The 24,175-nt window shown below is 73.6% G+C and carries 19 protein-coding genes; 11 read left to right on the forward strand and 8 right to left on the reverse strand.

The annotated features are described in order from the left end of the window. Both WMF43_RS16650 and WMF43_RS16655 read left to right on the forward strand, forming a co-directional pair. Window positions 1-1,080 carry a mandelate racemase/muconate lactonizing enzyme family protein gene (locus tag WMF43_RS16650; protein ID WP_437681361.1) on the forward strand — a complete coding sequence of 360 codons (1,080 nt, stop codon included), beginning with the start codon at window positions 1-3 and terminating at the stop codon, window positions 1,078-1,080. After that, window positions 1,068-2,639: a class I adenylate-forming enzyme family protein gene (locus WMF43_RS16655; protein ID WP_437681362.1), complete on the forward strand. Its 1,572-nt coding sequence runs from the start codon at window positions 1,068-1,070 to the stop codon at window positions 2,637-2,639. Before WMF43_RS16650 ends, WMF43_RS16655 begins: the two co-directional genes overlap by 13 nt. Here WMF43_RS16655 and WMF43_RS16660 read toward each other — a convergent pair. After that, the gene (locus WMF43_RS16660) at window positions 2,636-3,073 is read right to left on the reverse strand and encodes an acyl-CoA thioesterase (RefSeq protein ID WP_437681363.1); all 438 of its coding nucleotides are present in this window, start codon (window positions 3,071-3,073) and stop codon (window positions 2,636-2,638) included. The genes WMF43_RS16655 and WMF43_RS16660 overlap by 4 nt on opposite strands. Before the next feature lie 308 nt (window positions 3,074-3,381). Here WMF43_RS16660 and WMF43_RS16665 point away from each other — a divergent pair, with 308 nt between their 5' ends. Together WMF43_RS16665 and WMF43_RS16670 are read left to right on the forward strand one after the other, a co-directional pair. Continuing rightward, entirely contained in the window at window positions 3,382-4,326 is a 945-nt protein-coding gene (locus WMF43_RS16665; RefSeq protein WP_437681364.1) for a hypothetical protein, read from the forward strand. A gap of 90 nt (window positions 4,327-4,416) precedes the next feature. After that, window positions 4,417-5,235, forward strand: a complete 819-nt coding sequence (locus WMF43_RS16670) for a lysophospholipid acyltransferase family protein (RefSeq protein ID WP_437681365.1) — start codon at window positions 4,417-4,419, stop codon at window positions 5,233-5,235. A 25-nt stretch (window positions 5,236-5,260) separates the two neighbouring features. Here WMF43_RS16670 and WMF43_RS16675 read toward each other — a convergent pair whose 3' ends face one another. Further along, window positions 5,261-6,472 (reverse strand): lipin/Ned1/Smp2 family protein, encoded by a 1,212-nt coding sequence (locus tag WMF43_RS16675; protein ID WP_437681366.1) that lies wholly within the window; start codon window positions 6,470-6,472, stop codon window positions 5,261-5,263. Window positions 6,473-6,604: 132 nt separating this feature from the next. On the opposite strand from WMF43_RS16675, the gene WMF43_RS16680 reads away from it, so the two are divergent. The 3 genes from WMF43_RS16680 to WMF43_RS16690 all read left to right on the forward strand — a co-directional run bounded on the left by WMF43_RS16680 (window position 6,605) and on the right by WMF43_RS16690 (window position 11,155). Next, complete coding sequence (locus WMF43_RS16680; RefSeq protein WP_437681367.1) at window positions 6,605-7,261, forward strand: hypothetical protein; 657 nt, start codon at window positions 6,605-6,607, stop codon at window positions 7,259-7,261. Between the two features lie 44 nt (window positions 7,262-7,305). Further along, window positions 7,306-9,516 carry a protein kinase domain-containing protein gene (locus WMF43_RS16685; protein WP_437681368.1) on the forward strand — a complete coding sequence of 737 codons (2,211 nt, stop codon included), beginning with the start codon at window positions 7,306-7,308 and terminating at the stop codon, window positions 9,514-9,516. A gap of 148 nt (window positions 9,517-9,664) precedes the next feature. Beyond that, on the forward strand, window positions 9,665-11,155 hold the full coding sequence (locus WMF43_RS16690) for a tetratricopeptide repeat protein (protein ID WP_437681369.1): 1,491 nt from the start codon (window positions 9,665-9,667) through the stop codon (window positions 11,153-11,155). A 15-nt stretch (window positions 11,156-11,170) separates the two neighbouring features. Here WMF43_RS16690 and WMF43_RS16695 read toward each other — a convergent pair whose 3' ends face one another. From WMF43_RS16695 to WMF43_RS16705, 3 genes are all read right to left on the reverse strand, one after another. Further along, window positions 11,171-11,947 carry a hypothetical protein gene (locus WMF43_RS16695; protein ID WP_437681370.1) on the reverse strand — a complete coding sequence of 259 codons (777 nt, stop codon included), beginning with the start codon at window positions 11,945-11,947 and terminating at the stop codon, window positions 11,171-11,173. A 130-nt stretch (window positions 11,948-12,077) separates the two neighbouring features. Then, window positions 12,078-13,415, reverse strand: coding sequence for an NAD(P)/FAD-dependent oxidoreductase (locus WMF43_RS16700; RefSeq protein WP_437681371.1), 1,338 nt, complete (start codon window positions 13,413-13,415; stop codon window positions 12,078-12,080). 257 nt (window positions 13,416-13,672) lie between these two features. After that, entirely contained in the window at window positions 13,673-14,179 is a 507-nt protein-coding gene (locus WMF43_RS16705) for a DUF2505 domain-containing protein (protein ID WP_437681372.1), read from the reverse strand. Window positions 14,180-14,553: 374 nt separating this feature from the next. On the opposite strand from WMF43_RS16705, the gene WMF43_RS16710 reads away from it, so the two are divergent. Then, a complete protein-coding gene (locus tag WMF43_RS16710; protein ID WP_437681373.1) occupies window positions 14,554-14,991 on the forward strand; it encodes a response regulator in 438 nt (145 codons plus the stop codon). A gap of 102 nt (window positions 14,992-15,093) precedes the next feature. On the opposite strand, the gene WMF43_RS16715 is transcribed toward WMF43_RS16710, so the two are convergent. The 3 genes from WMF43_RS16715 to WMF43_RS16725 form a co-directional block, all read right to left on the reverse strand. Then, window positions 15,094-17,403, reverse strand: a complete 2,310-nt coding sequence (locus WMF43_RS16715) for a protein kinase domain-containing protein (RefSeq protein ID WP_437681374.1) — start codon at window positions 17,401-17,403, stop codon at window positions 15,094-15,096. A gap of 90 nt (window positions 17,404-17,493) precedes the next feature. Continuing rightward, complete coding sequence (locus WMF43_RS16720) at window positions 17,494-18,900, reverse strand: pyridoxal phosphate-dependent aminotransferase (RefSeq protein WP_437681375.1); 1,407 nt, start codon at window positions 18,898-18,900, stop codon at window positions 17,494-17,496. A gap of 60 nt (window positions 18,901-18,960) precedes the next feature. After that, complete coding sequence (locus tag WMF43_RS16725; protein WP_437681376.1) at window positions 18,961-20,838, reverse strand: hypothetical protein; 1,878 nt, start codon at window positions 20,836-20,838, stop codon at window positions 18,961-18,963. Between the two features lie 392 nt (window positions 20,839-21,230). On the opposite strand from WMF43_RS16725, the gene WMF43_RS16730 reads away from it, so the two are divergent. The 3 genes from WMF43_RS16730 (at window position 21,231) to WMF43_RS16740 (ending at window position 24,166) form a co-directional block, all read left to right on the forward strand. Continuing rightward, window positions 21,231-21,731: a hypothetical protein gene (locus WMF43_RS16730; protein ID WP_437681377.1), complete on the forward strand. Its 501-nt coding sequence runs from the start codon at window positions 21,231-21,233 to the stop codon at window positions 21,729-21,731. A 914-nt stretch (window positions 21,732-22,645) separates the two neighbouring features. After that, a complete protein-coding gene (locus WMF43_RS16735) occupies window positions 22,646-23,206 on the forward strand; it encodes a hypothetical protein (RefSeq protein ID WP_437681378.1) in 561 nt (186 codons plus the stop codon). Between the two features lie 42 nt (window positions 23,207-23,248). Further along, window positions 23,249-24,166, forward strand: a complete 918-nt coding sequence (locus tag WMF43_RS16740) for an isoaspartyl peptidase/L-asparaginase (RefSeq protein ID WP_437681379.1) — start codon at window positions 23,249-23,251, stop codon at window positions 24,164-24,166. Window positions 24,167-24,175: the final 9 nt, after the last annotated feature.

The following is a 24,175-nucleotide window of genomic DNA, read 5'->3' on the forward strand; positions in this document are numbered from 1 at the left end:
GTGCGCGTCGTCGCTGCCAGCGTCGCGCGGGTCGATGTCGGCGACGCGCGCCGCGGCCTCGTGCTGTCGCTGTCCGACGGCGAGGGCCGCGTCGGCCTCGGCGAGGCCACGCCGCTGCCCGGCTTCTCGCCCGACACGGCCGACGCCGTCGAGCGCGCGCTGGCCGAGCTGCCTGCCGCGCTCGGCCCGGTCGAGCTGCCCGCCGATCCGCCGAGCGGCGCGGCGGCGCGCGCGGTGGAGCGCGCGCTCGCGCCGTCTCCAGGGAGAGGCGCGCGGCTCCGCGGCCTCCCCGCCGCGCGCTTCGCCCTGGAGACGGCGCTGCTCGATCTGGTCGGGCAGCGCCTCGGCCTCGCGGTGTCCGCGTGCCTCGGGGGGCGTCGGGGTTACGCCGAGGTGCCGGTCAACGGGCTGCTCGCGACCTCGGCCCCGCTGCCGGAGATGCTCGATCGCGCGCGCGCCCTCGCCGCGCGCGGCGTCCGCGCGATCAAGGTGAAGCTCCGCTCGCGCGGGGAGGACGGGTTCGCGCGCGACCTCGAGGCGCTCGGCGCGCTGCGGCGGGAGCACCCGGACGTCGAGCTGCGGCTCGACGCGAACGCGGCGTGGTCGCTCGAGGACGCGCCCCGCCGGCTCGCGCGGCTCGCGCCGCTCGCGCCCCGCTTCGTCGAGCAGCCGGTCGCGCCCGAGCTCCTGCACCACCTCGGCGCGTGCGAGGCCCCGTGGGCGGCCGACGAGTCGCTCGCGATCGAGGGGATGGCGGAGCGCCTGCTCGAGGCGGAAGGGTGCGCCGCGTTCATCCTGAAGCCCGCGGTGCTCGGCCTCCTGGCCGCGCACGAGCTCGGCCAGCGGGCGCAGGCGCGCGGCCTGGGCGCCGTGGTGACGCACCTCTTCGACGGGCCGATCGCGCTCGCCGCCGCCTGCGAGCTCGCGCTCGCGCTGCCGCGCCCGCCGCTCGCGTGCGGCCTCGACGCGCACGCCGGCCTCGAGGCGTGGCCGCGCGTCGCGATCCCGCAGCTCCGCGAGGGCGGCCTCGTCTGCGCCAGCGGCCAGCCCGGCCTCGGGGTCCGACCGTGGACGGCCTGAGCCTGCTCGAGGCCGCGCGCGATCCGGCGGTCGCGGCGCGGACGGCGCTCGTTCATGGCGGCTCCGAGGCGGACGCGCCGCGCGAGATCGATCTCCCTGGCCTCGGCTTCCGGCCCGGCGACGCGCTGACGTACGGCGACCTGGCCCCCGCCGTGGCGGCCGCGTGCGCGCGCCTCGTCCGCGCCGGGGTAGGGCAGGGGTCCCGGGTGGCGCTCGTTGCCCCGAACGCGCTCGGGACCGTCATCGCCATCCACGCGCTGCTCGCGCTTGGCGCCGTGCTCGTCCCGATCCACCCGAGGCTCACGGCCGGCGAGGCGGGCGTCCTGATCGACGATGCGCGGCCCGATCTCGTGCTGCGCGAGCCCGAGCTCGCCGCCCTCCTCGGCGAGGCCGCGGCCAGGCTCGCGGCGCGCCCGGGCGGGGCGCCGCGCGCGGCCGGGGCGCCCGGCGTCCGGCCGCCGGATCCATCGGGCGATCTCGCGGTCGTCTACACGTCGGGCACGACGGGGCGGCCGAAGGGCGCGGTGCTCCCGCGGCGCGCGTTCCTCGCCGCCGCCGAGGGCAGCGCGGCGAACCTCGGCGTGCGCGACGACGATCGGTGGCTGCTCTGCCTGCCGCTCTGCCACGTCGGCGGGCTCTCGATCGTGACGCGCTGCCTGCTCGCGCGGCGCGCCGTCGTCCTCGCGCCCCGCTTCGAGCCCGCGGCGGTGCTCGCCTCGATCCTCCGCGACCGCGCGACGCTGCTCTCCGTCGTGCCGACGATGCTGCTCGCGCTGCTCGAGGCCGACGGCGACGGCGCGCTCGCCCGGCTCCGCGCGGTGCTCGTCGGCGGCGCGGGCGCGCCGGCGCGGGCGCTCGACGAGTGCGCGCGGCGCGGCGTCCCGGCGCTCACCACGTACGGCCTCACCGAGGCGTGCTCGCAGGTGACCGTCCAGCGCCCGCGCGACCCGCGCGCCCGCGAGCCGGGCTCCGGCGCGCCGATCTCCGGCGTCGAGCTGCGCATCGGCGGCGCCGGCAGCGACGGCGTGGGCCGCATAGAGATCCGCGGCCCCGTGCTGTTCCGGGGCTACTTCCGCGGCCCCGAGCGCGCGCCGGAGCTCCCGGTCGACGACGATGGGTGGTTCAGCACCGGGGATCTCGGCGCGATCGACGCGGCCGGGCGGCTGCACGTCGCGGCGCGCCGGACCGATCTCATCGTGACGGGCGGCGAGAACGTCTACCCGGCCGAGGTGGAGCAGGTCCTGGAGTCCTGCGCGGGCGTCGCGGGCGCGGTGGTGTTCGGCGTGCCGGACGAGCGGTGGGGGCACGTCGTCGCGGCCGCGATCGTGCCCGACGGCGCCGCGCCCTCCGGGGCGAGCGGCGGCGTCCCGCTCCCGCCCGCGCTGGTGGAGGTCGTCGCGGCCGCCGTCGCGGCGCGGCTCGCCCCGCACAAACGCCCGCGCCGGCTCTGCGCCGCGGCGGCGCTCCCGCTCACGGCCGCGGGCAAGCTCGATCGCGCCGGCGCGGCCGAGCGGTTCGCGGCCGCGCTCGCGCCGTTCCCCGCGCGCGCCCTCGCCTAGGTGAGGGCGGCGCGGAGGTCGTCGGGGAGCGGGCGCGGGGTGAAGCGCGCGCCGTCGATGCACACGTGCACCGTCTGCCCGACCGCGGCGACTCCGCCCGCGGTCGTCACGCGGTAGCCCACCGTGAACGAGGTGTCGCCGAGCTTCGGCGCGAGCACCTCGACCTCGATGGCGTCCCCGTACCGGAGCGGCAGGAGGTAGTCGGCCTCGGCATGCACGAGCGGCAGCTTGATCCCGCCGCCCGCGATCATGCCGGGCACGTCGACGCCTCGCTCCTTCAGCGCCGCCAGGTACGCGTCGCTGAAGTACTCGAGCACGCGCGGGTAGAAGACGATCCCGGCCGCGTCGACGTCCTGGAAGCGCACGCTCCGGCGCTCCACGGCGAGGCGCGGCGCGGCGTGCTTGAGCTCCTCGGCGCTGAAGGCCCGCTTCATCGCGCCGCAGGCTAGCGCAGGCCGGCGCCGCGCGCGCCGCGAAGCGCGCGGCCGGCCGCGTTTGTCCGGCCCCGCGCCCCGCGATCCCGCCCTCCGCGCCGCCGCCCCCGCGCCGCGCGGATCTCCACGCCGGGGGAGATCTCGCCGGTCCGTCCCTTTCCGCTCGCCGCCGCCGGCTGCGCGGGCCATGCTCGCCCTCGATGGCTGACCGATGTCCCGGCGGCCTCGGGGTCGGGTCCCGCTCGCCGGGTCGCGCCCCTGCGAGAGGCCGCGCCCCGGGCGCGACGCGACGTCTCGGGACCTGCACGTTGCTCCTTCGAGGCGTCGCCGCGGCGTCCGTGTGCCTCCTGCCGGCCGCGTGCGACCCGACCCCGGCGCCGACCCCGGCGCCCACGCCTTCCCAGAGCCCGCCCATCGCGTCGCTCGCGGCGCTCCCGCGGCCGCCGTCCGCGGAGGCCGCGGCGCCGACCGGCCCGGCGCACGCGTCGAACCCGCTCAACCTGCCGCCGTTCACGCTCAAGCTCGATCAGGGCCGCCGCGTGTTCACCTTCTCGGAGCGGATGCTCGCCGGGGCCAGACTCGGATCGACGCTCGTGCTGTACGCCGCGACCGTGGTCGGCTTCGAGGGCGACGACCTGATCATCGAGGGCCGGGGCGGCCCCTCGTACAAGGTCCACCCCGGCTACGTCATCCCGGTGCCCGACGTCCCCCGCCTCCGTCCCCACGATCCGGTGCTCACGGAGTGGAACGGCGTGATGAAACACGCCGTCGTCACGCGCTTCGTGAAGGACAAGATCGAGGTCCGCTACACCGACATGGACGCGCGGACCCCGCTCGGGCTGCTCAAGGGCGCCCGCTTCGTCCGCCAGGCCGAGGGGCTCGCCCCCGGCAACTTCGCCGCCTGGAAGGACGGGGACACGTGGCGCCACGTGCTCCTCGTCTCGCGGCTCGGCGGTCCCGCGGAGGCGCCGGCCGCCGCCCCGGCCACGCTGCCCGCCGGCTCGGCGCGGTGGTTCGCCCTCGCCTACGGCGGCGCCGCCTCGATCGTCGACGAGGCGTCGCTGCGCCCCATCCCCATCAAGCCCCAGCTCAAGGTCGGGGCGAACGTCTGGGCCGAGTGGGTGGGCGCGCTGCGCCCCGCGGTCGTGCAGAGCGCCGACGAGACAGGCCTCTACACCGTAAAATTCGAGCGCGCCGGCCGGCCCGCCACGGTCGGCTGGGGGTTGCTCACGCCGCCGCTCGTCGGGCCCTAGCCAGCGGCGAGCGACGCGCGCCGCGCACACCGCAAGTGCGCACGGTGCTACGCGTTTTCGCCAGACATGGAGAGTGGTAAGCGCTGTAGGATGGATCTCAAGAGCGCATGGCTGGCGACGCGCCAGTGGGTCCCCTTCGCCATCAGGACCATGGCTTACGGCACCGTGTCGCTGACGCTGGGGCCGCTCACGTCGGATCGCTCGGCGAGCCTCTGGGCGATGCGGCGCTGGTGCAGGTCGAGCGCGCGCGGGCTCGATATTGAGATCGAGGCGAGCGGCCTCGAGAACGTCCCTCCCGGGGTGTTCGTCTACTGTTCCAACCACCAGAGCGTGCTCGACATCCTGGTCCTCGGCGCGGTGCTGCCGGGCGATTTCAAGTGGGCGGCCAAGCGCTCTCTCATGAAGATCCCGTTCCTCGGCTGGCACCTCCGGCTCGCGGGCCACGTGCCCGTGGACCGCACGGTCGGCTCGCGCGCCGCGGTCGACGCGATCGCGCGGTTCGAGCAGGTGCTCCGGAGCGGCAAGCCGCTGCTCGTGTTCCCGGAGGGCACGCGGAGCGAGGACGGCATCCTCCGCGAGTTCAAGAACGGCGGCTTCTACGCGGCGGTGCGCGCGGGCGTGCCCGTGGTGCCGGTCGCCATCGAGGGCACGCACCTGCTCATGAAGAAGGGGGCCATCGACACGGGCGACGGCACGATGCGGCTCGTGCGCGTCCGGGCCGGCGCGCCGCTCCACGCGCGACAGGACGGCCGCGAGGGGGCGCGGGTGAACGATCTGCGCGCGCGCGTCTACGCGGCGGTCAACGAGCTGCACCGATCGATCGGCGGCCAGGCGGAGGCCCCCGCCGGAGGCGCCGCCTCCTCGGAGCCGCCGGCGAGCGGCGTCCGGGCCGAGCAGACGCCCAGCTGACACGCGGCCGCGCGGCCGTCGAAGCTCAGTCGCAGAGGCTCGGGAGCGCCTCGAGCTCCTGCATCAGCTCGCCGTAGTCGTCGATCCGCCGGCCCCCGAAGACATCATCGAGGAACTGGTAGAACACCCGCTGTCCGAGGGGCAGCACGCCGGCGTTGTTGTACGCCTCGGCGTCGGTCGCCGTGTTGCCGAAGGCCCACGCCGGCAGCATCCCCCTGTCGCGCAGCTGGAGGAGCTCCTCCGTCTTGTACTCTGCCGCGCTCTCGCCGAGCGCGCCGGTCAGGTCGAGCGTGGTGTGCACGACGCCCGGCGGGAAGCCGTACGTCTCGAGGAAGTCGCGCGTGCGCTGGACGAGCCAATCGGGCCGCGCGGTCAGGTACATCGGGCGGTAACCCTTCGACGCGAGCCGGTGGAACGCCGCCGCGGCGTGCGCGTGCATCGTCGGCAGCTGGCCCGTGAGCAGCGCGCCGAACTCCTCCGTCTCCGTGCCGGTCAACGTCCCGTCGACGTCGCTCACGAACATCGGGGCGCCCCGAGGGACGACCTCGATGAAGAGGTCGGTGCTCGACAGATCGCCCCGGACGACCAGGTGGACCCGGTGCCTGCCAGGGCCGAGCCGCTGCGCGGGAGGGATCTCGAAGAAGACGCGGCCGCCGCTGTCGCTGACGCCCTCGACCTCGGGGTGCGCCTCGTCGTCCTCCGTCGTGTTCGTCGAGCCGAGGTACTCCCAGTCCTCGCCGCAGTCCCGGAGCAGGTAGACGTCGACCTGCTCGTCCTTGAGGTCCTTGTCGGTGAGCCCGTAGGCGAACTTGCCGAGGATCCACTGCGGGTCGTCCGGCGTCAGGAAGAGATCGCGCCCGCGGTGGTTCGCCGTCCCCGCGCCAGCGATGATGTACGAGGACGTGTGGTTCCACGAGAGCTCCTCGCCCGGATCCGGCGGCGGCGTGTTGCACGCCGGGAGAGGCTGGCAGAAGACGCCCGGGACGCCGCCGCCGCCCTGACCCGCGCCGCCGCCGCCCTGGCCCGCGCCGCTGCCGCTGGTCGCGCCGCCGCCCTCGCCTGCGCCGCCGCCGCCCTGGTCCGCGCCGCTGCCGCTGGTCGCGCCGCCGCCGGTGCCACTCTGGCTCGACGTCCCACCGCCCGTCGGCGCGCCGTCCGGCGCGCCCTCCGTCGTCGCGTCGGCCGATCCACAGCCGATCGCGAGCGCTGTTGTGCACACCACAAGAAGGATCTTCATCTGCATCACGGCCGATTGTGGCCGAGTTGCCCGGCATCGGACAGCGGCCTTTCCGATCGTCGTCGCCGCGCAACGCGCCCGCTCGCCCCTTGCGCGCGGGGCGAACTCCAGGCAATCGTAGCGCTCCCAACGATGCCCAAGCCCAACCCGAAGGTGCTGCTTCGCCACGCCGGTGACTACCTCAAGGCTCACCCCGAGGAGATCGGGAGAGCGCTGCGCGGCGCGCTCGGCCTGCGCCTCGGCGTCCCGATCGATGCGCTGCGCTATCTGGCGCGGGAGCTCGCGGGCGGCAAACGCGCCCCGAAGGACATCGTGATCGAGGCCGCGCCCCCCGGCCTGCGCCTCGCGCTCACCATCAAGGCCATGGGCACGCCGATCCGGGCCTCGTTCACCGTCTACGCCGAGGAGCTCGACGTGCGCGCGGACGCCATCCAGGTCGGCCTCCGGGTCGAAGGCCTCACGCTCAACGTGCTCGGGGACGAGAGCTCGCCGCTCGCGGGGCTCATCAGCTCGGGGGCGATCGATCTGACCAAGCCCGGCAACCTCGTCTCCTTCATGCCGAAGCGGCCGGCCGCCCTGGTCGACGCGAAGGACGACAGGTTCACCCTGGATCTCCTGAAGATCCCCGCCGTCGGCGGCAATCCCGCCGTGGCGCGCGCGCTGCGCATCTGCGCGCCGGTGCTCGGTGTCCGTGCGCTGAAGACCAAGGATGACCACCTGGACGTGCACCTCAAGGCCACCCCCTCGGGGATCGGCGCCGCCATCGCCGCGGCGCGCGCGGGCGTCTGAGGCTCTTTCCGGTCAGGGCCGTCGCCCGCTAGACTTCGGCGTGCATGTCTCGGCTCCCAGAGCCCGCGCCGGCTGCGCTCTCGTTCCAGTTCCTCGCCGAGATCGCGTCCGGAGCGACCACCCGCGTTGATCTCTGCAGGTCGGTAGGCCCGAACCGGCCCGGGGAGCTGCTCGCCGTCAAGCGGCTGCACCCGCACCTCGCCGAGGACGCGACGGTGTCGACCCGGTTCTTCGACGAGGTGCGCACGACCGCGGCGCTCAAGCACCCCAACGTGGTCGAGGTCGCCGGCTGGGGCACGGACGAGCAAGGGAGCTACTTCGCCGTCGAGCTCGTGCAGGGCGTGAGCCTCGCGCGGCTGATGAAGACCGTCTTCGACACGGGCGAGGTCTTCCCCGAGCGGCTCGTCGTCCACCTCGGCGCGACGATCTGCCGCGGGCTCGCCGCGGCGCACGAGCTCCGATCGTCGAGCGGCCAGCTGCTCAACCTGGTGCACCGCGATCTCACGCCGGGCAACGTGCTCGTCGGGTTCCAGGGCGAGGTGAAGATCGCCGATTTCGGCCTGGCCAAGTCCGCGCTCCGCGTCGCGACCACCGCGATCGGGGCGCGGCGGCGGAGCGTGACGAAGTACATGGCGCCGGAGCAGGCCCGCGGCGGCGCCGCCGACAGGCGCTCCGATCTGTTCTCGTTCGGCGTCATGCTGTTCGAGCTCTTCGCGGGCAAGCACCCGTGGCCCGCGACCAGCGACTACGAGCTCCTGCGGGCCATGGCGACGCAGCCGCCGGCCGACCTGCGCGAGCTCCGGCCGAAGATCGACAAGGAGCTCGTGGCGATCGTGACGCGCTGCCTCGAGAAGGACGCGCCGGCGCGCTTCCAGAGCGCCGACGAGATCCTCGCGCGGCTCGACGGCTGGCTGCGCAGCCACGGCTACCACGAGGGGAACGAGGAGGCGCTCGGCCGCTTCGTGCGGCGCAACGCGATGAGGCAGATGCGCTGGTTCGAGCGCGCGGTCTCCATCGGGCCCGCCGGGGTCGCCGAGGCGCCGCGCCCCTCGCTCTCCGGCGCGGCGATGGTCCCGCGCCGGGCGCCCCTCGACCCCCGGCGCGACAAGGGGTCGAGCTCCTCGAACCGGAACGTCGGATCGAACCGGAGCGTCGGAAACGGCGCGGCGCGCGTCGAGTTCGAGGAGCCGACCGACCTCGAGCCGCGGACCGCGCGCGCCGCCGCGCCGCCGAGCCCCTCGCACCGCGAGCCGGACCCGCTGGACGAGGACCTGCGCCGCGGGCCGCCGGCCTCCGCCGAGACGTCCGACGAGAAGACGGTCGTCGTCGGGAGCAGCGGCCGCGGCCGCGAGGGCGCGCCGTCCGCCGCCGCGGGCGGCCGGTCTGCGCGCGGCAGCCTGCCCTCGTACGGCTCGATCACCGCGGCGGACGGCGACCTCCCCCTCCCGGCTTCGCCGAGGGCGGCGCCTCACACCGAGCCCTCGCGCGGCGCCGCGGCGGCCCCGGGGCGCGCCGCGGAGCGCGACACCGGCGCCGCTCCCCCGGCGCCGGGCACGCCGGAGGGCGACGCGCTCCTCCACGCGGAGGTCGATCGCCTGACGACCGAGGCGATCCGGCTCCGCGAGGAGGCGCGCTTCGCGGTCGCGCACGCGGAGCGCAAGCTGGCGATGGCCAAGGCGGCGGCCCACCTCTCGTCGATGGCCGCCGAGGCGCAGCGCCTCGCCGCGAGCTCCGACGTGCACGGCGCGGCGCGCCGGCTCGACGATGCGCACACGCTCGAGCGGGCGATGCACCGGGTGATGTCGGCGCCGCTCACGCTCTCGCCCGAGGCGGCCGCGGGACCGGTCTCGTGGAGCGGCCACGAGCAGCACGACGTGCTCGCCCAGCTCGGCCTCGAGCACCTGGCATCGCCCGCGGCGTCGCAACCCCCGGAGCTCTGCGAGGCCACGCGCGGGCGCCCCGCCGCGCCCGCCGCCGCCACCGCCGCTGCGGTCGCCGCGGCCCCGGCGATCGCGAGCGCGAGCGCGGCCCGCGCGTCCGGCGGCGTCGCGCCCGGCGCCGCCGCCACGACCGCCGTCCGGGGCGTCGCCGCCGGCGCCGACATGCCGCCGCTCAGCGCGCCGAACACTGCCGAGGCCATCCAGTTCCAGGCCAGCCTCCGGCCGATGCTCCTCGGCGTGCCGCGCTCTCTGGCCCTCGCCGTCGCGGCGGCGGCCTTCGCAGCGTTCGTCCTGCTGGCCTGGTTCTACTCCTGAGGCGCTGCGCCGCCCCGGCGCGCGCCGAGAAGCGCCCGCGATCGACGCGCGCCGCCGCACCGCCCACGCGCCGCCGGCATATCACGCGTCCGTCGTCCGCGGAGACGTCGCTTGTCCCGGCGAGGCACGGCGGGTACCGTCCTTGATCATGAGCGAGCAAGGCGACTGGGTGCTTATCGGCTTGGACGAGAACACGGCGCGCCGGCAGGGGATCCCCGCGCGCATGCCGGTACCTCGGAGCGAGTTCGAGGGGCTCGCCGACAAGGGGCTCGGCATCGACGCGGCCCGCAAGTGGATCAAGGATTTCCTCACGAACTCGGAGCCGGGCAAGAGCGGCGTCTGGCGCAAGCAGAACAGCGCGCTCGTCTCGCAATTCGAGGCCTTCCTCGACAAGGCTCCCGTCTGGGAGCGCGCCCAGAAGGCGTTCGCCGAGCGCGATTACGAGAAGGCGATCTCGGCGCTCAAGCGGATCACGGTCATGGATCCCGACGATCACGCCGCGCGGCTCAACCTCGCCTCGGCGCAGGCGAACATGGGCGACCACCCCGCGGCGCTGAAGAGCTTCCAGGCGATCCGGAAGACGTTCCAGGGCGACGCCGACTACCACGTGGCGGTCGGGCAGGTGCACCTCGCGATGCAGAAGAAGGACGCCGCCCTCGACGAGATGGTGCTCGCGCTCGAGGCGAAGCCCGACTGCCAGCCCGCGCTCGACGCCATGGTGCAGCTCGGCGTGCTCGTGCCGCTCTACGAGAACCCGCGCGACGCCGCCTCGCTCACGTACGTGCGCTCCGACTCGGTGCTCGCCTACCTCACGGGCCAGTGGGACGAGGCGCCGCGCGACAGCGCCTTCTTCCTCGAGCAGCTCGCCTACCACGAGCGCGAGCTCCGCCACGACGTCGCGCTGGCCGCGGCCGAGCGCGCCATCGCCGCCGGGGCCGAGGGCGAGCGCGGCGAGCGCGCGCAGCTCGCGCGGATCGCCGCGCTCCGGGCGCTCGGGCGCGTCGACGACGCGCTCGTCGCGGCCGAGGCGTATGCCGCGAAGACGCCGACCTCGTCGGGGGCCTGGGTCGAGCTCGCGAAGTGCCTCTCCCAGGCCGGCCGCGGCGAGGAGGCGCCCGCCGCGATCGAGCGCGCCCTGGAGAGTGATCCCGGGGACCTCGCCGCGCTCTCGCTCCGGTTCTGGCCCCAGGATCCGGCGGACATCCAGCAGGTCAACGCGGCGATCCCGGCGCTCGCCGCCTTCGTCGCGGCGCACCCCGACAGCGCCGGCGCGCGCCGCTCGCTCGCCCGCGCCGAGCTCGTCGCCGGCCGGATCGACGACGCGCTCGCCGGCTTCGCGTCGGCCGTCGCGCTCGCGCCCGAGGACGACGACCTCCGGGCCGAGTACTGGAGCGAGCTCGGCAAGCAGCAGCGTTACGAGGAGATCCTCGCCGACGCCGCGAAGATCACGGACATGGGGAAACGCGACTGGAAGCTGCGCTGGAACGAGGCCGAGGCGTACGCCGCGCTCGGGAAGAACATCGAGGCGCGCGGGGCGTTCTCGGCCATCAATTTCGACGAGTCGCTGCACGTCGACGTGCGCCGCCGGGCCAAGCGCGCGGTCAAGACGATGGACGAGACGCCGCCGGTCGCGACGTGAGGACGCCGGCCCGCCTCAGAGCGAGCCCGAGACGCCGAGCCCGACGGTGTCGCCGGTCACGATGGGCTTGACCGACAGGGCGATGTCGTTGCGGACGAGCTTCTTCTGCGGTGACACGACGCCGCCGATGATCATGGCGGCGCCGGCGACCTGCGCCAGCCCGTCGACCATGAGCACGAAGACGCCGGGGCCCTCCGCGTCTGCCGTTCCGATCGTGATGAAGGGGCCCGCGAGCGGGATGACGAGCGGCATGTAGCTGTCTCCGCTGCCGCCGTTGTCGCGCTCCGCGGTCTCCGCCGCGAGCCCGACCATCGCCGAGAGCACGTAGGTCACCCCGAGCGTCACCGTGCCGCCGATGATCAAGCCGCGGCGCACCCTCGTCTGGACGCGGTAGCCCTCCGGGATCGTCTGGCCCTCTTCGTAGTCGAGGACCCTCGGCCCGACCTGCGCCGCTCCGGGGGGCGGACCGTACCCGGGGGGCGGACCGTACCCGGGATACGGGCCGTAGCCGGGGGGCGGGCTATAACCCGGCGGGGGACCGTAGCCGGGAGGCGGGTAGTAGCCCGGAGGCGGGTAGTAGCCGGGCTGCCCCTCCTGGCCATACGCGGGGGGCGCGCCGTACGGCCCCGGGGCTCCGTAGGGCCCAGGCGGCGGCTGGGCGCCCGGCTGAGCGGCAGATCCCGCCGGAGCGGCAGATCCCGCCGGAGCGGCCGAGCCTTGCCGCGGCGCAGACGCCTGCGCGAAGGCGGGTGACGCGCTGAGCAGGACCGCGACGAGAGGCGCGGCCGTCATTGCGGCCGTCATGAAGAGAGTTCGTGAGCGCTGCGCGGAGGAGCCCTGTCCGGGGTGAATTTGCATGGTCCACGACGCTAACGCAGCTCGCGCGCCGAGATCCAGACAAGCGCACAATGCCGCTGCGGCGCTACGCGCGCGTGGTCGCGTGCTCGACCACGGGGAGGCTCCGGGCCGCGCCGTCTTCCCGGTGCGGCTCGATCTCCCGCGGGCGTCGATCCTCGAGCAGGCGCGGGGTCTCTCCCGTGATCAGCCGCGCGCCGCGCTCGTAGGTCAGGTACGACAGCGCCCACGAGAACAGCACCAGGACGCGGCTGCGGAAGCCGATCAGGAAGACGATGTGGATCACGAGCCACGCGAGCCACGCCGTGAACCCGGAGAGCTTCACCCTGCCGAAATCTCCGACCGCCGCGGCGCGCCCGATCGTCGCGAGGGAGCCCTTGTCGCGGTACCGGAACGGCAGCCGCGGCAGCCCCTCGAGGGTGCGCATGATGTTGCGCGCCGCGTGGCGCCCCTGCTGGATCGCCGCGGGCGCGACCCCCGGCACGGGCTTGCCGTCCGCCTGCTTCAGCGACGCGAGGTCGCCGATGACATAGATGTCCTCGTGGCCGGGCACCGTCAGGTCCGGCTCCACCAGCACGCGCCCTGCTCGATCGAGGGGCACGTCGAGCGAGCGGACGAGGGCGGAGGCGGCCACGCCGGCCCCCCAGAGCACGGTCTTGGCCTCGATCCGTTTGTCCCCGACCGAGACCCCCTCGCTGTCGATCCGGGTCACGAGGGCGTCCGTTCTCACGTCGACGCCGAGCTCGATCAGCTGCTCGCGCGCCTTCTGGCCGAGCTCCGGGACGTAGGTCGGCAGCACCTGGCCGGCGCCCTCCAGCAGGATGATGTGCGCCTCGATCGGGTCGATGTGCCGGAACTCGCGGCGCAGCGTGTGCCGAGCGAGCTCCGTGAGCGCCCCGGCGAGCTCGACGCCGGTGGGGCCGGCGCCGACGATCACGAACGTCATCCAGGCGCGCCGCCGCGCCGGATCGGGCTCGCGCTCGGCCGCCTCGAAGGCGAGGAGGATGCGCCGGCGTATCTCGAGCGCATCGTCGACGGTCTTGAGCCCCGGCGCGTCCGCGGCCCACTCGTCGTGCCCGAAGTAGGAGTGTGACGCCCCCGCGGCGACGACGAGCGTGTCGTACCCGATCTCGCCGTCGTCGAAGATCACCCTCTTGTGGACGGGGTCGATCGCCTTCACCTCGGCGAGGACCACGCTCGTGTTCTTCTGCCGGCGGAGCACGCGCCGGATCGGCGCGGCGATGTCGCTCGCGTTCAGGCCCGCCGTGGCCACCTGATACAGGAGCGGCTGGAATGTGTGGTGGTTGTGCCGGTCGATCACGGTCACCCGCACCGGCGCGCGCCGGAGCGCCTTCGCCGCATAGAGCCCCCCGAAGCCGGCGCCGATAATCACAACGTGCTCCATGCCGTGGCCCTGCAGCTCGTGCTCCCCGCCAGCAAGAGCCAGAACAACAGATCTCTCGACTCAGCGATGGACGTGCAGGCTCAGGCGCTCACGTGAATGAAGATGGACGGAGGGAACGGATACGAGAGGTCCACTCGTCGCTGCCCCGCGGCGCGTCGGCCGCTGGCCTCTTTGCCGCCTGGCCCGCCTGGCCGCGCGCAGCGCGCAGCGCGGCCAGCGGACGCTCGATCTGGGCCCGAGGCCATCCGGCAGGACGGCTACAGCGTCTTGCCCTGGGCGAGCCACTTGTTCATGTACACAGCGCTCGACTCCCACCCCTTCCGCAGCTCTTTCTCGGCGGCGCTCTCGATGAGGCCACCGACCCCGAAGATCTTCGCCTCGATGACGAGCTCGGCGGTCCGACGAACCTTGTTGTCGCCGATCGCCTCGGCGCGGACGGTCCCTTCGTTGCGCAGCTTGTCTGCCAGCGTGCTCGGCGTCAGCTTGAAGGTCCACACCTTCGTCGCCTTGTTGAACCTGCCTTCTTCGGTGTAGCGGAAGCCGGAGCCGAGCACCTTGAGCACCGGCGCGGGCAAATCCATCTTCGGCTGCCCCTCCGACCTGCGGATTACCTCGGACTCCGTCTCGATCTGCTCAACGATCCTGAACTCGGGAAAATGGAGCTCCTCTCGGTAGAGCGTCTCATTGAATCCCTTGTCCAGGAACAGCTTCCAGAACGTCTCGAGGTTGCAGTTGATCTCGTTCGTGACGGTGAACTTGCCCATGGATCGTTCCTTTGCGCTGCCGGTGTGGTCTTGCCCTGCGTCTACCGCACCCCGCCGGTGGCGTCCATGTTTCGCCTCGCGCGCTGGACATAGAAGCTGCGGTGACGGCGCGTCCGTCTCCGTTGCGCGTTCATTTCGTGCTGGTCGTACCGGGAGCCGCGGCCGCTGGCGCGGAGCGGGCGTGGGGGCGGAGCCGAGGTGGGGGCGGAGCCGAGGTGGGGGGCGGAGCCACGCCGGAGGACAGGCCCAGTGCCGCGCCCGTCAGCGTATGGCGCACGCCGCGCGTGGCTTGGTCAAAGACGCGCGTTCCTGGAGGCGGCGACATCCGCGTGGGGCTTCCAACGCACCCTGGGGCATGCGATCATCACCATGCCGTGACGTGTATCCTCGTCATCGACGACGACGCCGCGATCCGAGGCATGTTCGCGCGCGCGCTCCGTTCCCTCGGCGACGTGGAGGAGGCGAACGGCGGGGCGCCGGCGCTGCGCCGGCTCTCGACGCGCAAATTCGACCTGGTGCTGCTCGATCTTCATATGCCGCTGGTCGACGGCTTCAGCGTGCTCGAGTCGCTCTCGGCCAAGGGGGGGCCGAACCGGGACACGCCCGTCTTCGTCGTGACCGCGGATGAGTCGCAGCAGGCGCGCGTCCGGGCGCTGCGGAGTCACGCGATCTTCCTGCTCTCGAAGCCGGTCCACCTCGCGACGCTGGTATCACTCGCGGAGTCGTCCCTGAAGAAGGCGGCGGCGCGGGTCACGCCGGCGCCTCCTCCGCCGCTCGAGAAGTTGCCGCCCGACCGACCGAAGAAGGACTGAGGTCGCCCCCCGTCGACCTCGTGGACCGCCCCGACCGTGGGCGGAGCCGTCGTCCTTGTCCTGCGGGCGCAGCGCTCCCCGGCCGGGAGCCGCTGCGGGCCGCTACCGTGGCGCGAGATCGAGATCGATCGGCGGGGGCTGGCGCGGTGGGGCCTGGGTCGGCGCCGGCGGGCGCGGCGTCCACCCGGGCTGGACCGGGGGGCGCGGCGGGGGGAACCCGGTGGCGGGCGGGGTGGGCATCGGTCCCGGGACGCGCGTGGCCGGGGCCGCCGGGAGTGGCGTTCCCGGGGGCACAGCGCCGGGCGCAACCGCGGGCTGCCCGCTCCCGAAGGGGACCGCGGCGTCGGCCACGCCGGCGTCGGCCACACCGGCGTCGGCCACACCGGCGTCGGCCATACCGGCGTCGGCCATCCCGGCGTCGGCCATCCCGGCGTCGGCCGCCCCCGCGTCGACCGCGGCGGCTGCCGCAGCGTCGGCCATGTCGGCCGCCCCCGCGTCGGCCGCCACGTCGACCGCGGCCGCAGCGGTCGCGGCCGCGTCCGGCGCCGCCGCCGTGCCGGCGCCGGCGTCTGGCAGCTCGGCGGCGGGTGCACGTGCGCTCTCGTTCGCCCGCGGTGAGCCCCACGTGCCCGGCAGCAGGCCGCCGGGCAGCAGCCCGCCGGGCAGCTGGATGCCTGCCCGCTGGATGAGCAGGAGCGAAACGATCGCGGCCACGCCGAGGGCGAGCAGCGCGATCACCACGTTGCGGCCGAACGACCCCTTCGCAGGGACCGGACGCGGGCGCGCCTCGGGGAGCGACGCGGCGACATCGGTGGGGTCGTTCCCGAGCGCCGGTTGCCCCAGTCGCAGCGGCGGCGGCGGCGGGCCTCCGTGCGCCCCGGGCTGGGCGCCGAGCGCCGGTTGTCCCACCCGCAGCGGCGGCGGCGGCGGGCCTCCATGCGCGCCGGGCTGGGCGCCATGCGCGGGTTGCCCCACACGCAGCGCCGGCTGCCCCACATGCATCGGCTGGAGGCCTGCCATGAGCTCGATCGGCGACGCCGTCGCGTCCGGGTGCGACTTGCGGCTTGCATCCGGGCTCGACTTGCGGGTCGCGTCCGGGTTCGACTTGCGCGAGCTCGCCGGGCTCGACATGCGCGAGCTCGCCGGGCCCGACATGCGCGAGCTGGCCGGCCCCGACATGCGCGAGCTCGCCGGCCCCGACATGCGCGAGCTCGCCGGCCCTGCGCCGGACGAGGTCGGCGTCGCGTCGGCCGCCGCGCCCTCCTCCAGCATCCCCTCCGGCCCGTCCTGGAGGATCGGCAGCATGGAGATGCGCCGCAGCATCACCTCGGTCGCGTCCTCGGGGCGCGCGGCCTGCGGCTTGTGCGGCTGGTTCCGCTCCGCGATGATCCGGTCGAGCTCGTCGATCGCCTGGTCGATGCGCTCCTTGCGCGCCTCAGCCACCCCGGGGAGCAGATCGCGCACGAGCTGGCCGACCTGCTTGTCGGTGTAGCTCTCGCGCACGGCGAGGCTCACCTGCTCGAGGTCGCGGCGCAGCTCGGCGGCCGTCTGGTACCGGTCGTTCGGGTTCTTGGCGAGCGCCCGCATGATGATGCGATCGAGCTCCGGGTGGACCTCGGGCATGATCTCGCGCGGCGGCTGCGGGTTCCTGTTGGCGATCTGCTGCATCGCCTCGAGCGGGCCCTTGCCGCGGAACGGCGTGTGGCCCGTGACGAGCAGGTAGAGCAGCACGCCCACCGAGAAGAGATCGCTGCGGCGGTCGAGCGCGCCGCCCATCACCTGCTCGGGCGAGAAGTACCCCGTCTTGCCCTTGATCGCCCCGACGCGGCTGATCTGCGCGCGCGCCCGCGTCTTCGCGACGCCGAAGTCGACGACCTTGACCATGCCGTCGAAGGTCACCATGACGTTCTCGGGCGTGACGTCGCGGTGGATCAGGTTGAGCAGCTCCCCGGTGTCGTCGCGGACCTCGTGCGCCGCGTGCAGGCCGGCGCACGCGGCGGTCATCACGTGGAGCACCCAGCCGAGCGGCAGGAGCGCGCGCTTCGCCTTCTGGTTCGAGAAGATCTTCGCGATCGGCGCGCCGTCGATCCACTCCATGGCGAGGTACGGCCGGTCGCGGACCTCGCCGTACGCGAGGATGTGCACCACGTTCGGGTGGAGGATGCGCGACGCGGTGCACGCCTCGTCGAGGAACATCGCGCGCGCGTCGTCGTCGCCGCGCATCGCGTCCGACAGCAGCTTGACGGCGACGATCTGGACCGTGCCGTTCGGCCGCCTGAGCCGCGCAGCCCAGACGGCGGCCATGCCGCCCACCGCCGCAGGGAACAGCAGCTCGTAGGGGCCGATCGTATCGCCCGGCTGGAAGTTGCCGGGATCGTCGTCGTTCCAATCACTCCACGGATCTTTGGCCACGCGCTCCCCCACCATGTCGGAAGACGTGCAGCGCGACAAGACCTGGCGCTCAGCCCCGTCTTCCCGCGCGGCTGCGCGGCGGCGCCGGTGTCAGGCCCGCCGACGCTCGCCTACCATGCGCTCGAGCCGCCCGAGCGCCCGGGCGAGGACGTCCTCGCTCGGGCCGAACGAAAAGCGGACGTGATGGCGGAACCGTGACGGCCGCCCCGCCCGGCGCTTGCCTGGGTTGACGTCGAAGAACTCGCCCGGCACGACGATGACCCGCTCCCCGAGCGCCGCCCGGAAGAATCCGTGGCCATCGGAGAGCCCCGGGGGCAAGTCGGCGACCGAGCCCCAGACGTAGAACGTACCCTCCGGCTCCACGTCGAACGTGACGCCGAGCCTGCGCAGGCCCGCGAGCATCAGATCGCGCTTGCGCGAGAACGTCCGGTGGATGGCCGTCGTCTCTGCGCGGGTGTGCTCGATGGTGAGCAGCTCTGCGGCGGCGCGCTGCATCGGCTTCGACCCGCCGCCGTCGAGGAAGCTGCCGGCGCTCGCCACCGCCTCGATGACCTCGCGCGGCCCGATCGTCCAGGTCACGCGCCAGCCGGGGTAGCGCCAGTTCTTGGTCAGGCCGTCGAAGATCACCACGGGATCGCGGTCGACGTGCTCGACGTAACGCGCCGCGCTCTCCATGGGGGCGACGTCGCCCATGCCGTAGACGTAGTGCGAGTAGAACTCGTCGAGCAGGAGGGCGCAGTCGAGCTCCTTCGCGGTGCGGACCCAGGCCGCGAGCTCCTCGCCCCGCACGTGTTTGCCCGTCGGGTTGCAGGGGTTCGAGGCGAGGATCGCGCTCAGGCCGCGGCCGAGGATCTCGCGGCGGAGGTCGCCGACCGAGAACGCGTAGCCCCGCTCGCCCTCGAGCAGGATCGGGATCGGCGAGAACAGGCGGAAGACGTCGAGCAGCTCCTCGTACGCGGTGTAGTCGGGCAGGAAGTGGCCGAGGTTGATCTGCCCGAGCGCCGCCGCGGCGCGGGTGAGGGCGATGCGGCCCCCGCCGGACACGGCGACGTTCTCGGCCGTGTAACGCGACGGCATACCCCGCCGGTACGTGCGGTTGTACAGCGAGGCGATCGCCTCGCGCAGCTCCCACAGGCCGGCGACCGGCGCGTACTCCTGGTCGTCGCCGGCGATCGGCACGGCCGCGCACCGCTCGGGCGCGCCGGGGATCGGGCCCGTCTCCGGCTGACCCTGCCCGAGGTTGCACCAGCCGTCCGGCCCTTCGGCGTCGTGGCCCGGGTTGAACCCCAGCCGCGCGGCCTCGGTCGTCACGTAGATGACGCCCGTGCGCGGCACCTTCCGGAAGGCGTGGACCGCCCGCTCGTCGCGCTGGGGCGGCTTGTCGTCGCGCTCGGTCAGCGCCCCCGGGTCGGCCGGCGCCCCCGGGTCGCTCGGGCGGCCCTCGTCGGAATGGGGATCACCGGGATCTTCAGCGTGCTCTCGCTCTGCGTCCATCATCGTTCGTTTCCAGGGTTCACGAGGTGCGCGCCCGAGGTCGCCCGGCGCGTCCGGTCGGGCTCAGGCCTTGGAGGTGGCCTGGTCGCCCTCGTCGCCCACGGCCGCGGTCTCGGGCTCGCGGCGTCGCTCCCAGGGCATCGGCTTACCCGAGAACACGCACAGGAGGTAATAGCAGAAGGCGAGTGAAACGGCGGTCAGCGCCGTGTACTTGTCGTCGTTCCAGTAGGACGCCATCCAGATGAACTGGCTGAGCGCGGCCAGGCCGAACAGGGGCACCTCGATCTGCCGCTTCAGCCGGGTGAGCGGCGCGCACAGGATCATGAAGGAATAGTAATAACAGGTGAGCTGCGAGAGCAGGATGATGAAGACCTGGCCGAGGCACTGCGCCACCCACAGCGAGCGGATCCGCCGGCACACGTAGACGAAGGCGGCGAAGCTCGCGGCGATGACGGCGTAGGCGACCCAGCGGTACTTCGCGTAGCGCTCGTTGCGCATCCGCTTCCAGACCTCGAACGGATCGACGAGCTTCGTGTCCTTCGTGTACTTCATGCGGCCGGACTCGACGCCGGTGCCGGGCTTGTGGGCGATGAGCACCCGGAGGCCCATGTGGTTCGTCAGCGGCGTCTGGTCGTGCACCTCGAGCGTGTGCTCGTAGAACTGCCGGTACGAGTCCTTGCCGGAGACGGCGATGCTCGCCGGGATGAGCACGGCGGCGGCGAGCACGCCGCCGATCAGCACCTGCACGTGCGTCCGCGCCATGCGCTTGTGGCGGGCGATGTAGATCCCGGCGACCGTGAGCCAGCCGATCACCGCGAGGCCCGGGAAGATGCGCAGCAGGCCGGCGTAGACCATGCTCGCGCCCGCGAGCTTGTAGTAGCGCTTGCGGATGAGGCAGGCCGACAGGACGAGGAAGAAGAGCCAGTCCTGCCGGAGGAACGCGCCGCCCGTCCAGTAGAACGGCGCCGACGCCTGGCAGCCCCAGAAGATCGCCGCGACGGAGAAGACCCTCCACCCGAAGGCCCAGTAGATCGCGGCGAACATCCCGAGCAGATAAAGAATGTCGAAGCTCGCGAGGAACTGGAGGTAAGTCGTGCTGGCCGGGTGCAGATCCGCCCAGAACTTGCCCATGATCGTCCAGACCGGCGGCGGGTTGTAGCCGTGGTCCTTCTGCATGTCCTCCCAGTAGGTCTTGTCGGAGGACGTGCGGAAGAACTGCACGTCGCGCTTGAACATCTCCCAGCGCTCGGGCGTGAAGTGCGCCCGCGCCTCGGCCGGCACCGGCGCGCCCTCCTTCGGCGCCGCGTTCGGGCTGCAGACCTCGGGGTGGGCGAGCACCTCGCTCGCGGGGAGCAGGAGGTTGTCGCCGCCGAGGTTCCGGATCTTCTTGTCCGGGTGGCGGACCTCCTTCGCCATGTCCAGCCGGACCTGGCGCCCGGTGTCCTCGTTCGTGTACGTGACGAGCCCGAGCTCGTCCTGCGCGATCAGGGCGCATTTGTAGAGCCCGTCGTACCCCATCTCCGGGAAGTACTTGGCCCCCATGTAGTAATGGAACTGATCCCAGCGGTGGTAATACTTGGGATATCCGAAACGGAAGCCGTTGAAGTAGCTGACGATGGCGGCGACCCCGAGCGCCACGCCGACGAACCGCTTCCAGCGCTCCGCGATCGGCCGGCGCATCCCCTCGCGCTGCGCCTCGTAGAAGACGCAGAGCGCCGCGCCGAGCGCGATCAGCACCTTCGTCAGGTCCACGGCGCGGGCGTGCTCGTCGATGTACCGGTGCAGGCCATAGAAGAACAACGCGATGCCCACGGCGACCGTGCCGTACCGCGCCTGCGCCCGGAAGCGCGCCGGGAGGAACGTGTTCAGCGCGTACGCGACGCCGAAGTAGACGCAGAACGCGACGACGATCTCGATGAGTTGTTGTGACGTGAGCTTCATTGCCTGCGGTTCGGATGGGAAGCGAGGTGACGCGGGGGGCGCGCGGTCCGGTCTTTCGCCGGTCCCGCCGCGGAAGCGCGCCCGGCGCGCGGGCGCCGCCGCGCCCCGACCCGCCGCTGCGGGCTGGAGCCCGTCCGTAAGGGGGCGGCGCCGTACGTGCAGGGCGCACCCCGTCCCGGACGTGGCTCCACGGGGGAGGCGGCGGCCACCTTAGCCGAAATCCTGGGAGCGTGGCGGTCTCGTTGAGGCGGCGAGCCGGGAGCGCACACAATTGTCGCGTGTGGCCGGGGCGCATACCCCGGCCGGGCCCGGCGAGCCGCCGAGGGAGAACGTGTGCTGCGCAATTGAGCGGGCTTCCTCCGCGGAGCGGAGCTCGTGTATCGTCTCCCTTCGTGTCGACCGACGGTTTCTCTTCCGCTTCCTCGGGGGGCTCCGAGCGAGAGGGGGCTCGCGGCCCCTACGGTTTTCTCGTCCAGGTGGAGGGCGCGCCGCCGCTCTGGTGCCGGGAGGTGCGCGGCTTCCACCGCGCGGCCGTGGCCGCGGCCGACCCCGACGCGATGCCGCCCGCGCAGCTCGTCCTCGTCGGCCTCGACGAGGCGACGCGCGCGTGGCTCGCGGTGTGGGCCGAGGACAGCGAGCGGGTGCGGCGCACGCTGACGATCCGCAGGCTGCTCGACGACCGGGAGGCGACCGCGGTGGTGACGCTGGCGTCCTACGGCTACGGGGTCGAGACGGCGCTCGCCGTGGAGTCGATCGCGGTGCCCGCGGGCGAGGGCCCGGCGGCCATCCTGCGCAGCGGCGTGCACACGAAGGAAGAGATCGACGCGATGCTCGCGGTCCTCGCCACGGCGCTGCCGGAGGGCGAGGAGGCGGGCTGGTTCATGCACGTCTAGCGCGCGGCGCGGTCGGCGCCGGCTCCCGCGCGGCGCCTCGGCCCAGCCCGCAGAACGAAGCTGCACCCCGCCGCCGCGCAGCGCTTGCGAGCGTCCTCGACGGTGCCGTCGCGAGCGTCCTCGACGGCGCTCTCCAGCGCTCGGGCTGCGTGACCTGCGAGCGTCCTCGACGGCGGTCCGCAGCGCTCGGGGCTGCGTGACCTGCGTGCGTCCTCGACGGCGCTCTGCAGCGCGCGACGCCGCGCTACGAAGCTCGAGCCCGCGCGGTGAACTTTGGATTCTTTCGTGCCCGAGCCCCTTGCTCGCCTGAACAGCGGTGATACCTTGGTCCTCGGCCCCGGACGGAGCAGCCGCTCCAGGATTGGTCCTGCCACGGAGCACCGTGGCGCCGAGGTCGACACCAGATCGGCGGGTTCTCTGCCGATCCGTATCGAACACCCTAGCCATGCCGGACGATCTCGTTCGATCCGGCGCAGGGTGCCGGCACGCCGGAGGAGGGATGGACACCATGCATAGTACCAGTGGCTCTTCTACACCGGAGGCTGGGAACAGCTGACCCTCGCGGAGCGTGGCGCACGGTCATCATGACCTTGCGAGGCGCGCCCGCGCTCGGCCAGGTCCGGCGCGTGACACTCTGTTGATCGCCATCGCGAGCTCTGCGAGGCCGGCAGAGGGATCGAGGATGACTCGGGTCATCCGGAACCGATCCCACCGGCGCCCCGGAGTCAGTCGGAAGTCGCGATGGGGGTGACTGAGGCGCCGCACAGGCAGGTTCAAGCGGGTCCAGAAGGCCTCCGGTAGAGGCCCACGGGACGGGTCGGGTGCGAAGCGACGCACCCGGCCCGTTTTTTCTTTTCCATCACCAGCGCGCCGTTTCTTTGCCCTGGCGCGCCTGCGTCTGGTAGCGGGCGCCGATGCGGATGGTGCTGCTCGCGCTGCTGCCGGCGCTGCCTGGGCTGTCGGCCTGCGCCGAGCTCGTCGGGGATCAGGACGCCCACGCGCCGGGGACCGCGCTCGGGACGTTCCACGTGGTGGGGGAGCAGCGGAGGAACTCCTGCGGCGAAGGGGCGCTCGGCGCGACGCCCTCGTGGAAGTTCGACGTCGCGCTCGCGCGCGACGAGGGGGTGCTCTTCTGGAACAGCGGCGGGAGCGTCGTCCAGGGGGTGATCGAGGACGATCAGGTGAGCTTCTCGATCGAGGCGCGGGTCGTCGTGGACATGCGCACCGGCGACGCGCCGCCGGGGCCGCCGTGCTCGGTCGAGCGGCGGGACCGGGCGCGCGGGGAGCTCGACGCCGCGGGTGATGACGTCGCGGCGTTCGAGGCGACGTTGTCCTACGACTTCGCGCCCACGGCGGGATCCCGCTGCGAGGACCTCGTGGCCTCCGATCTCAGCGTGGCGCCGGTGTTCGACGCGCTGCCGTGCGGGATGGACTACGATCTGACCGCGACGAGGGGCGCGACGCCGCCCGAGTGAGCGTGGACCTCCGGGCGCGCGCCGCGCTAGGGTGCTGCGACCGTGAAGCACGTCATCCATCATCTCGGCGGGCGCGGCGGCGAGCGCACCGTCCTGGTCCACGGCGGCGCGGGCAACGTGGCCCCCGAGCGGAGGCCGCTGCACGCGGCGGGGTGCCTGCGGGCGGCGCGCGAGGGGGCGCGCGTGCTGGCCGCGGGAGGGAGCGCGCTCGACGCGGTCGAGCGCGCGGTGCGGGTCCTCGAGGACGATCCGCTGTTCAACGCGGGCACGGGCGCGTGCCTCAACGAGGAGGGGCACGTCGAGCTCGACGCGTCCATCATGGAGGGCCGCGGCCTGCGGGCGGGCGCGGTCTGCGCGCTCGCCGGCTTCGCCGAGCCGATCGCGATCGCGCGCGCGGCGCTGGAGGACGGCCGGCACGTGCTCTACGCCGCGCACGGGGCCGCGCGGTTCGCGCTGCAGAAGGGGTTCTCGCCGGTGGACGAGGCCGCGCTCATCACCGAGGCGGCGCGCGAGGCGCTCGCCGCGGCCCAGCGAGGCCAGGGCGCCGCGGGCTCCTGGGCCGGGAGCACGGTCGGGGCGGTGGCGCGCGACGCGAGCGGGCTCTCTGCCGCGGCGACGAGCACCGGCGGCACCGTGAACAAGCGGGTCGGGCGGGTCGGCGACTCGCCGATCATCGGCGCGGGGACGTACGCCGACGACGAGGCCGGCGCCGTCTCCACGACCGGCTACGGCGAGGGGATGATCCGGCTCGCCGTGGCGCACTCGGCCGTGGAGCGCATGCGCGCCGGCGCCGAGGCGACGGAGGCCGCCCGGGCGCTCATCGCGCACCTCGCGGAGCGGCTCGACGTGACCGGGGGGCTCATCGCGATCGATCGAGGCGGGCGGTTCGGGCTCTCGCGATCGACGGCGACCATGTCGTGGGCGGCGGCCGGCGACTGGGGCGAGGAGAGCGGCGTGTAAACGGTCTTT

The organism is Sorangium sp. So ce131, assembly GCF_051519095.1.
Classification (GTDB): Bacteria; Myxococcota_A; Polyangia; order Polyangiales; family Polyangiaceae; genus Sorangium.

Bases quoted from the DNA above. Each gene is read 5' to 3' on its own strand.
- WMF43_RS16660 (WP_437681363.1), bottom strand. From the start codon at position 3,073: ATGAAGCGGGCCTTCAGCGCCGAGGAGCTCAAGCACGCCGCGCCGCGC.
- WMF43_RS16670 (WP_437681365.1), top strand. From the start codon at position 4,417: ATGGATCTCAAGAGCGCATGGCTGGCGACGCGCCAGTGGGTCCCCTTC.
- WMF43_RS16675 (WP_437681366.1), bottom strand. From the start codon at position 6,472: ATGAAGATCCTTCTTGTGGTGTGCACAACAGCGCTCGCGATCGGCTGT.
- WMF43_RS16680 (WP_437681367.1), top strand. From the start codon at position 6,605: ATGCCCAAGCCCAACCCGAAGGTGCTGCTTCGCCACGCCGGTGACTAC.
- WMF43_RS16685 (WP_437681368.1), top strand. From the start codon at position 7,306: ATGTCTCGGCTCCCAGAGCCCGCGCCGGCTGCGCTCTCGTTCCAGTTC.
- WMF43_RS16690 (WP_437681369.1), top strand. From the start codon at position 9,665: ATGAGCGAGCAAGGCGACTGGGTGCTTATCGGCTTGGACGAGAACACG.
- WMF43_RS16695 (WP_437681370.1), bottom strand. From the start codon at position 11,947: ATGACGGCCGCGCCTCTCGTCGCGGTCCTGCTCAGCGCGTCACCCGCC.
- WMF43_RS16700 (WP_437681371.1), bottom strand. From the start codon at position 13,415: ATGGAGCACGTTGTGATTATCGGCGCCGGCTTCGGGGGGCTCTATGCG.
- WMF43_RS16705 (WP_437681372.1), bottom strand. From the start codon at position 14,179: ATGGGCAAGTTCACCGTCACGAACGAGATCAACTGCAACCTCGAGACG.
- WMF43_RS16720 (WP_437681375.1), bottom strand. From the start codon at position 18,900: ATGATGGACGCAGAGCGAGAGCACGCTGAAGATCCCGGTGATCCCCAT.
- WMF43_RS16725 (WP_437681376.1), bottom strand. From the start codon at position 20,838: ATGAAGCTCACGTCACAACAACTCATCGAGATCGTCGTCGCGTTCTGC.
- WMF43_RS16735 (WP_437681378.1), top strand. From the start codon at position 22,646: ATGCGGATGGTGCTGCTCGCGCTGCTGCCGGCGCTGCCTGGGCTGTCG.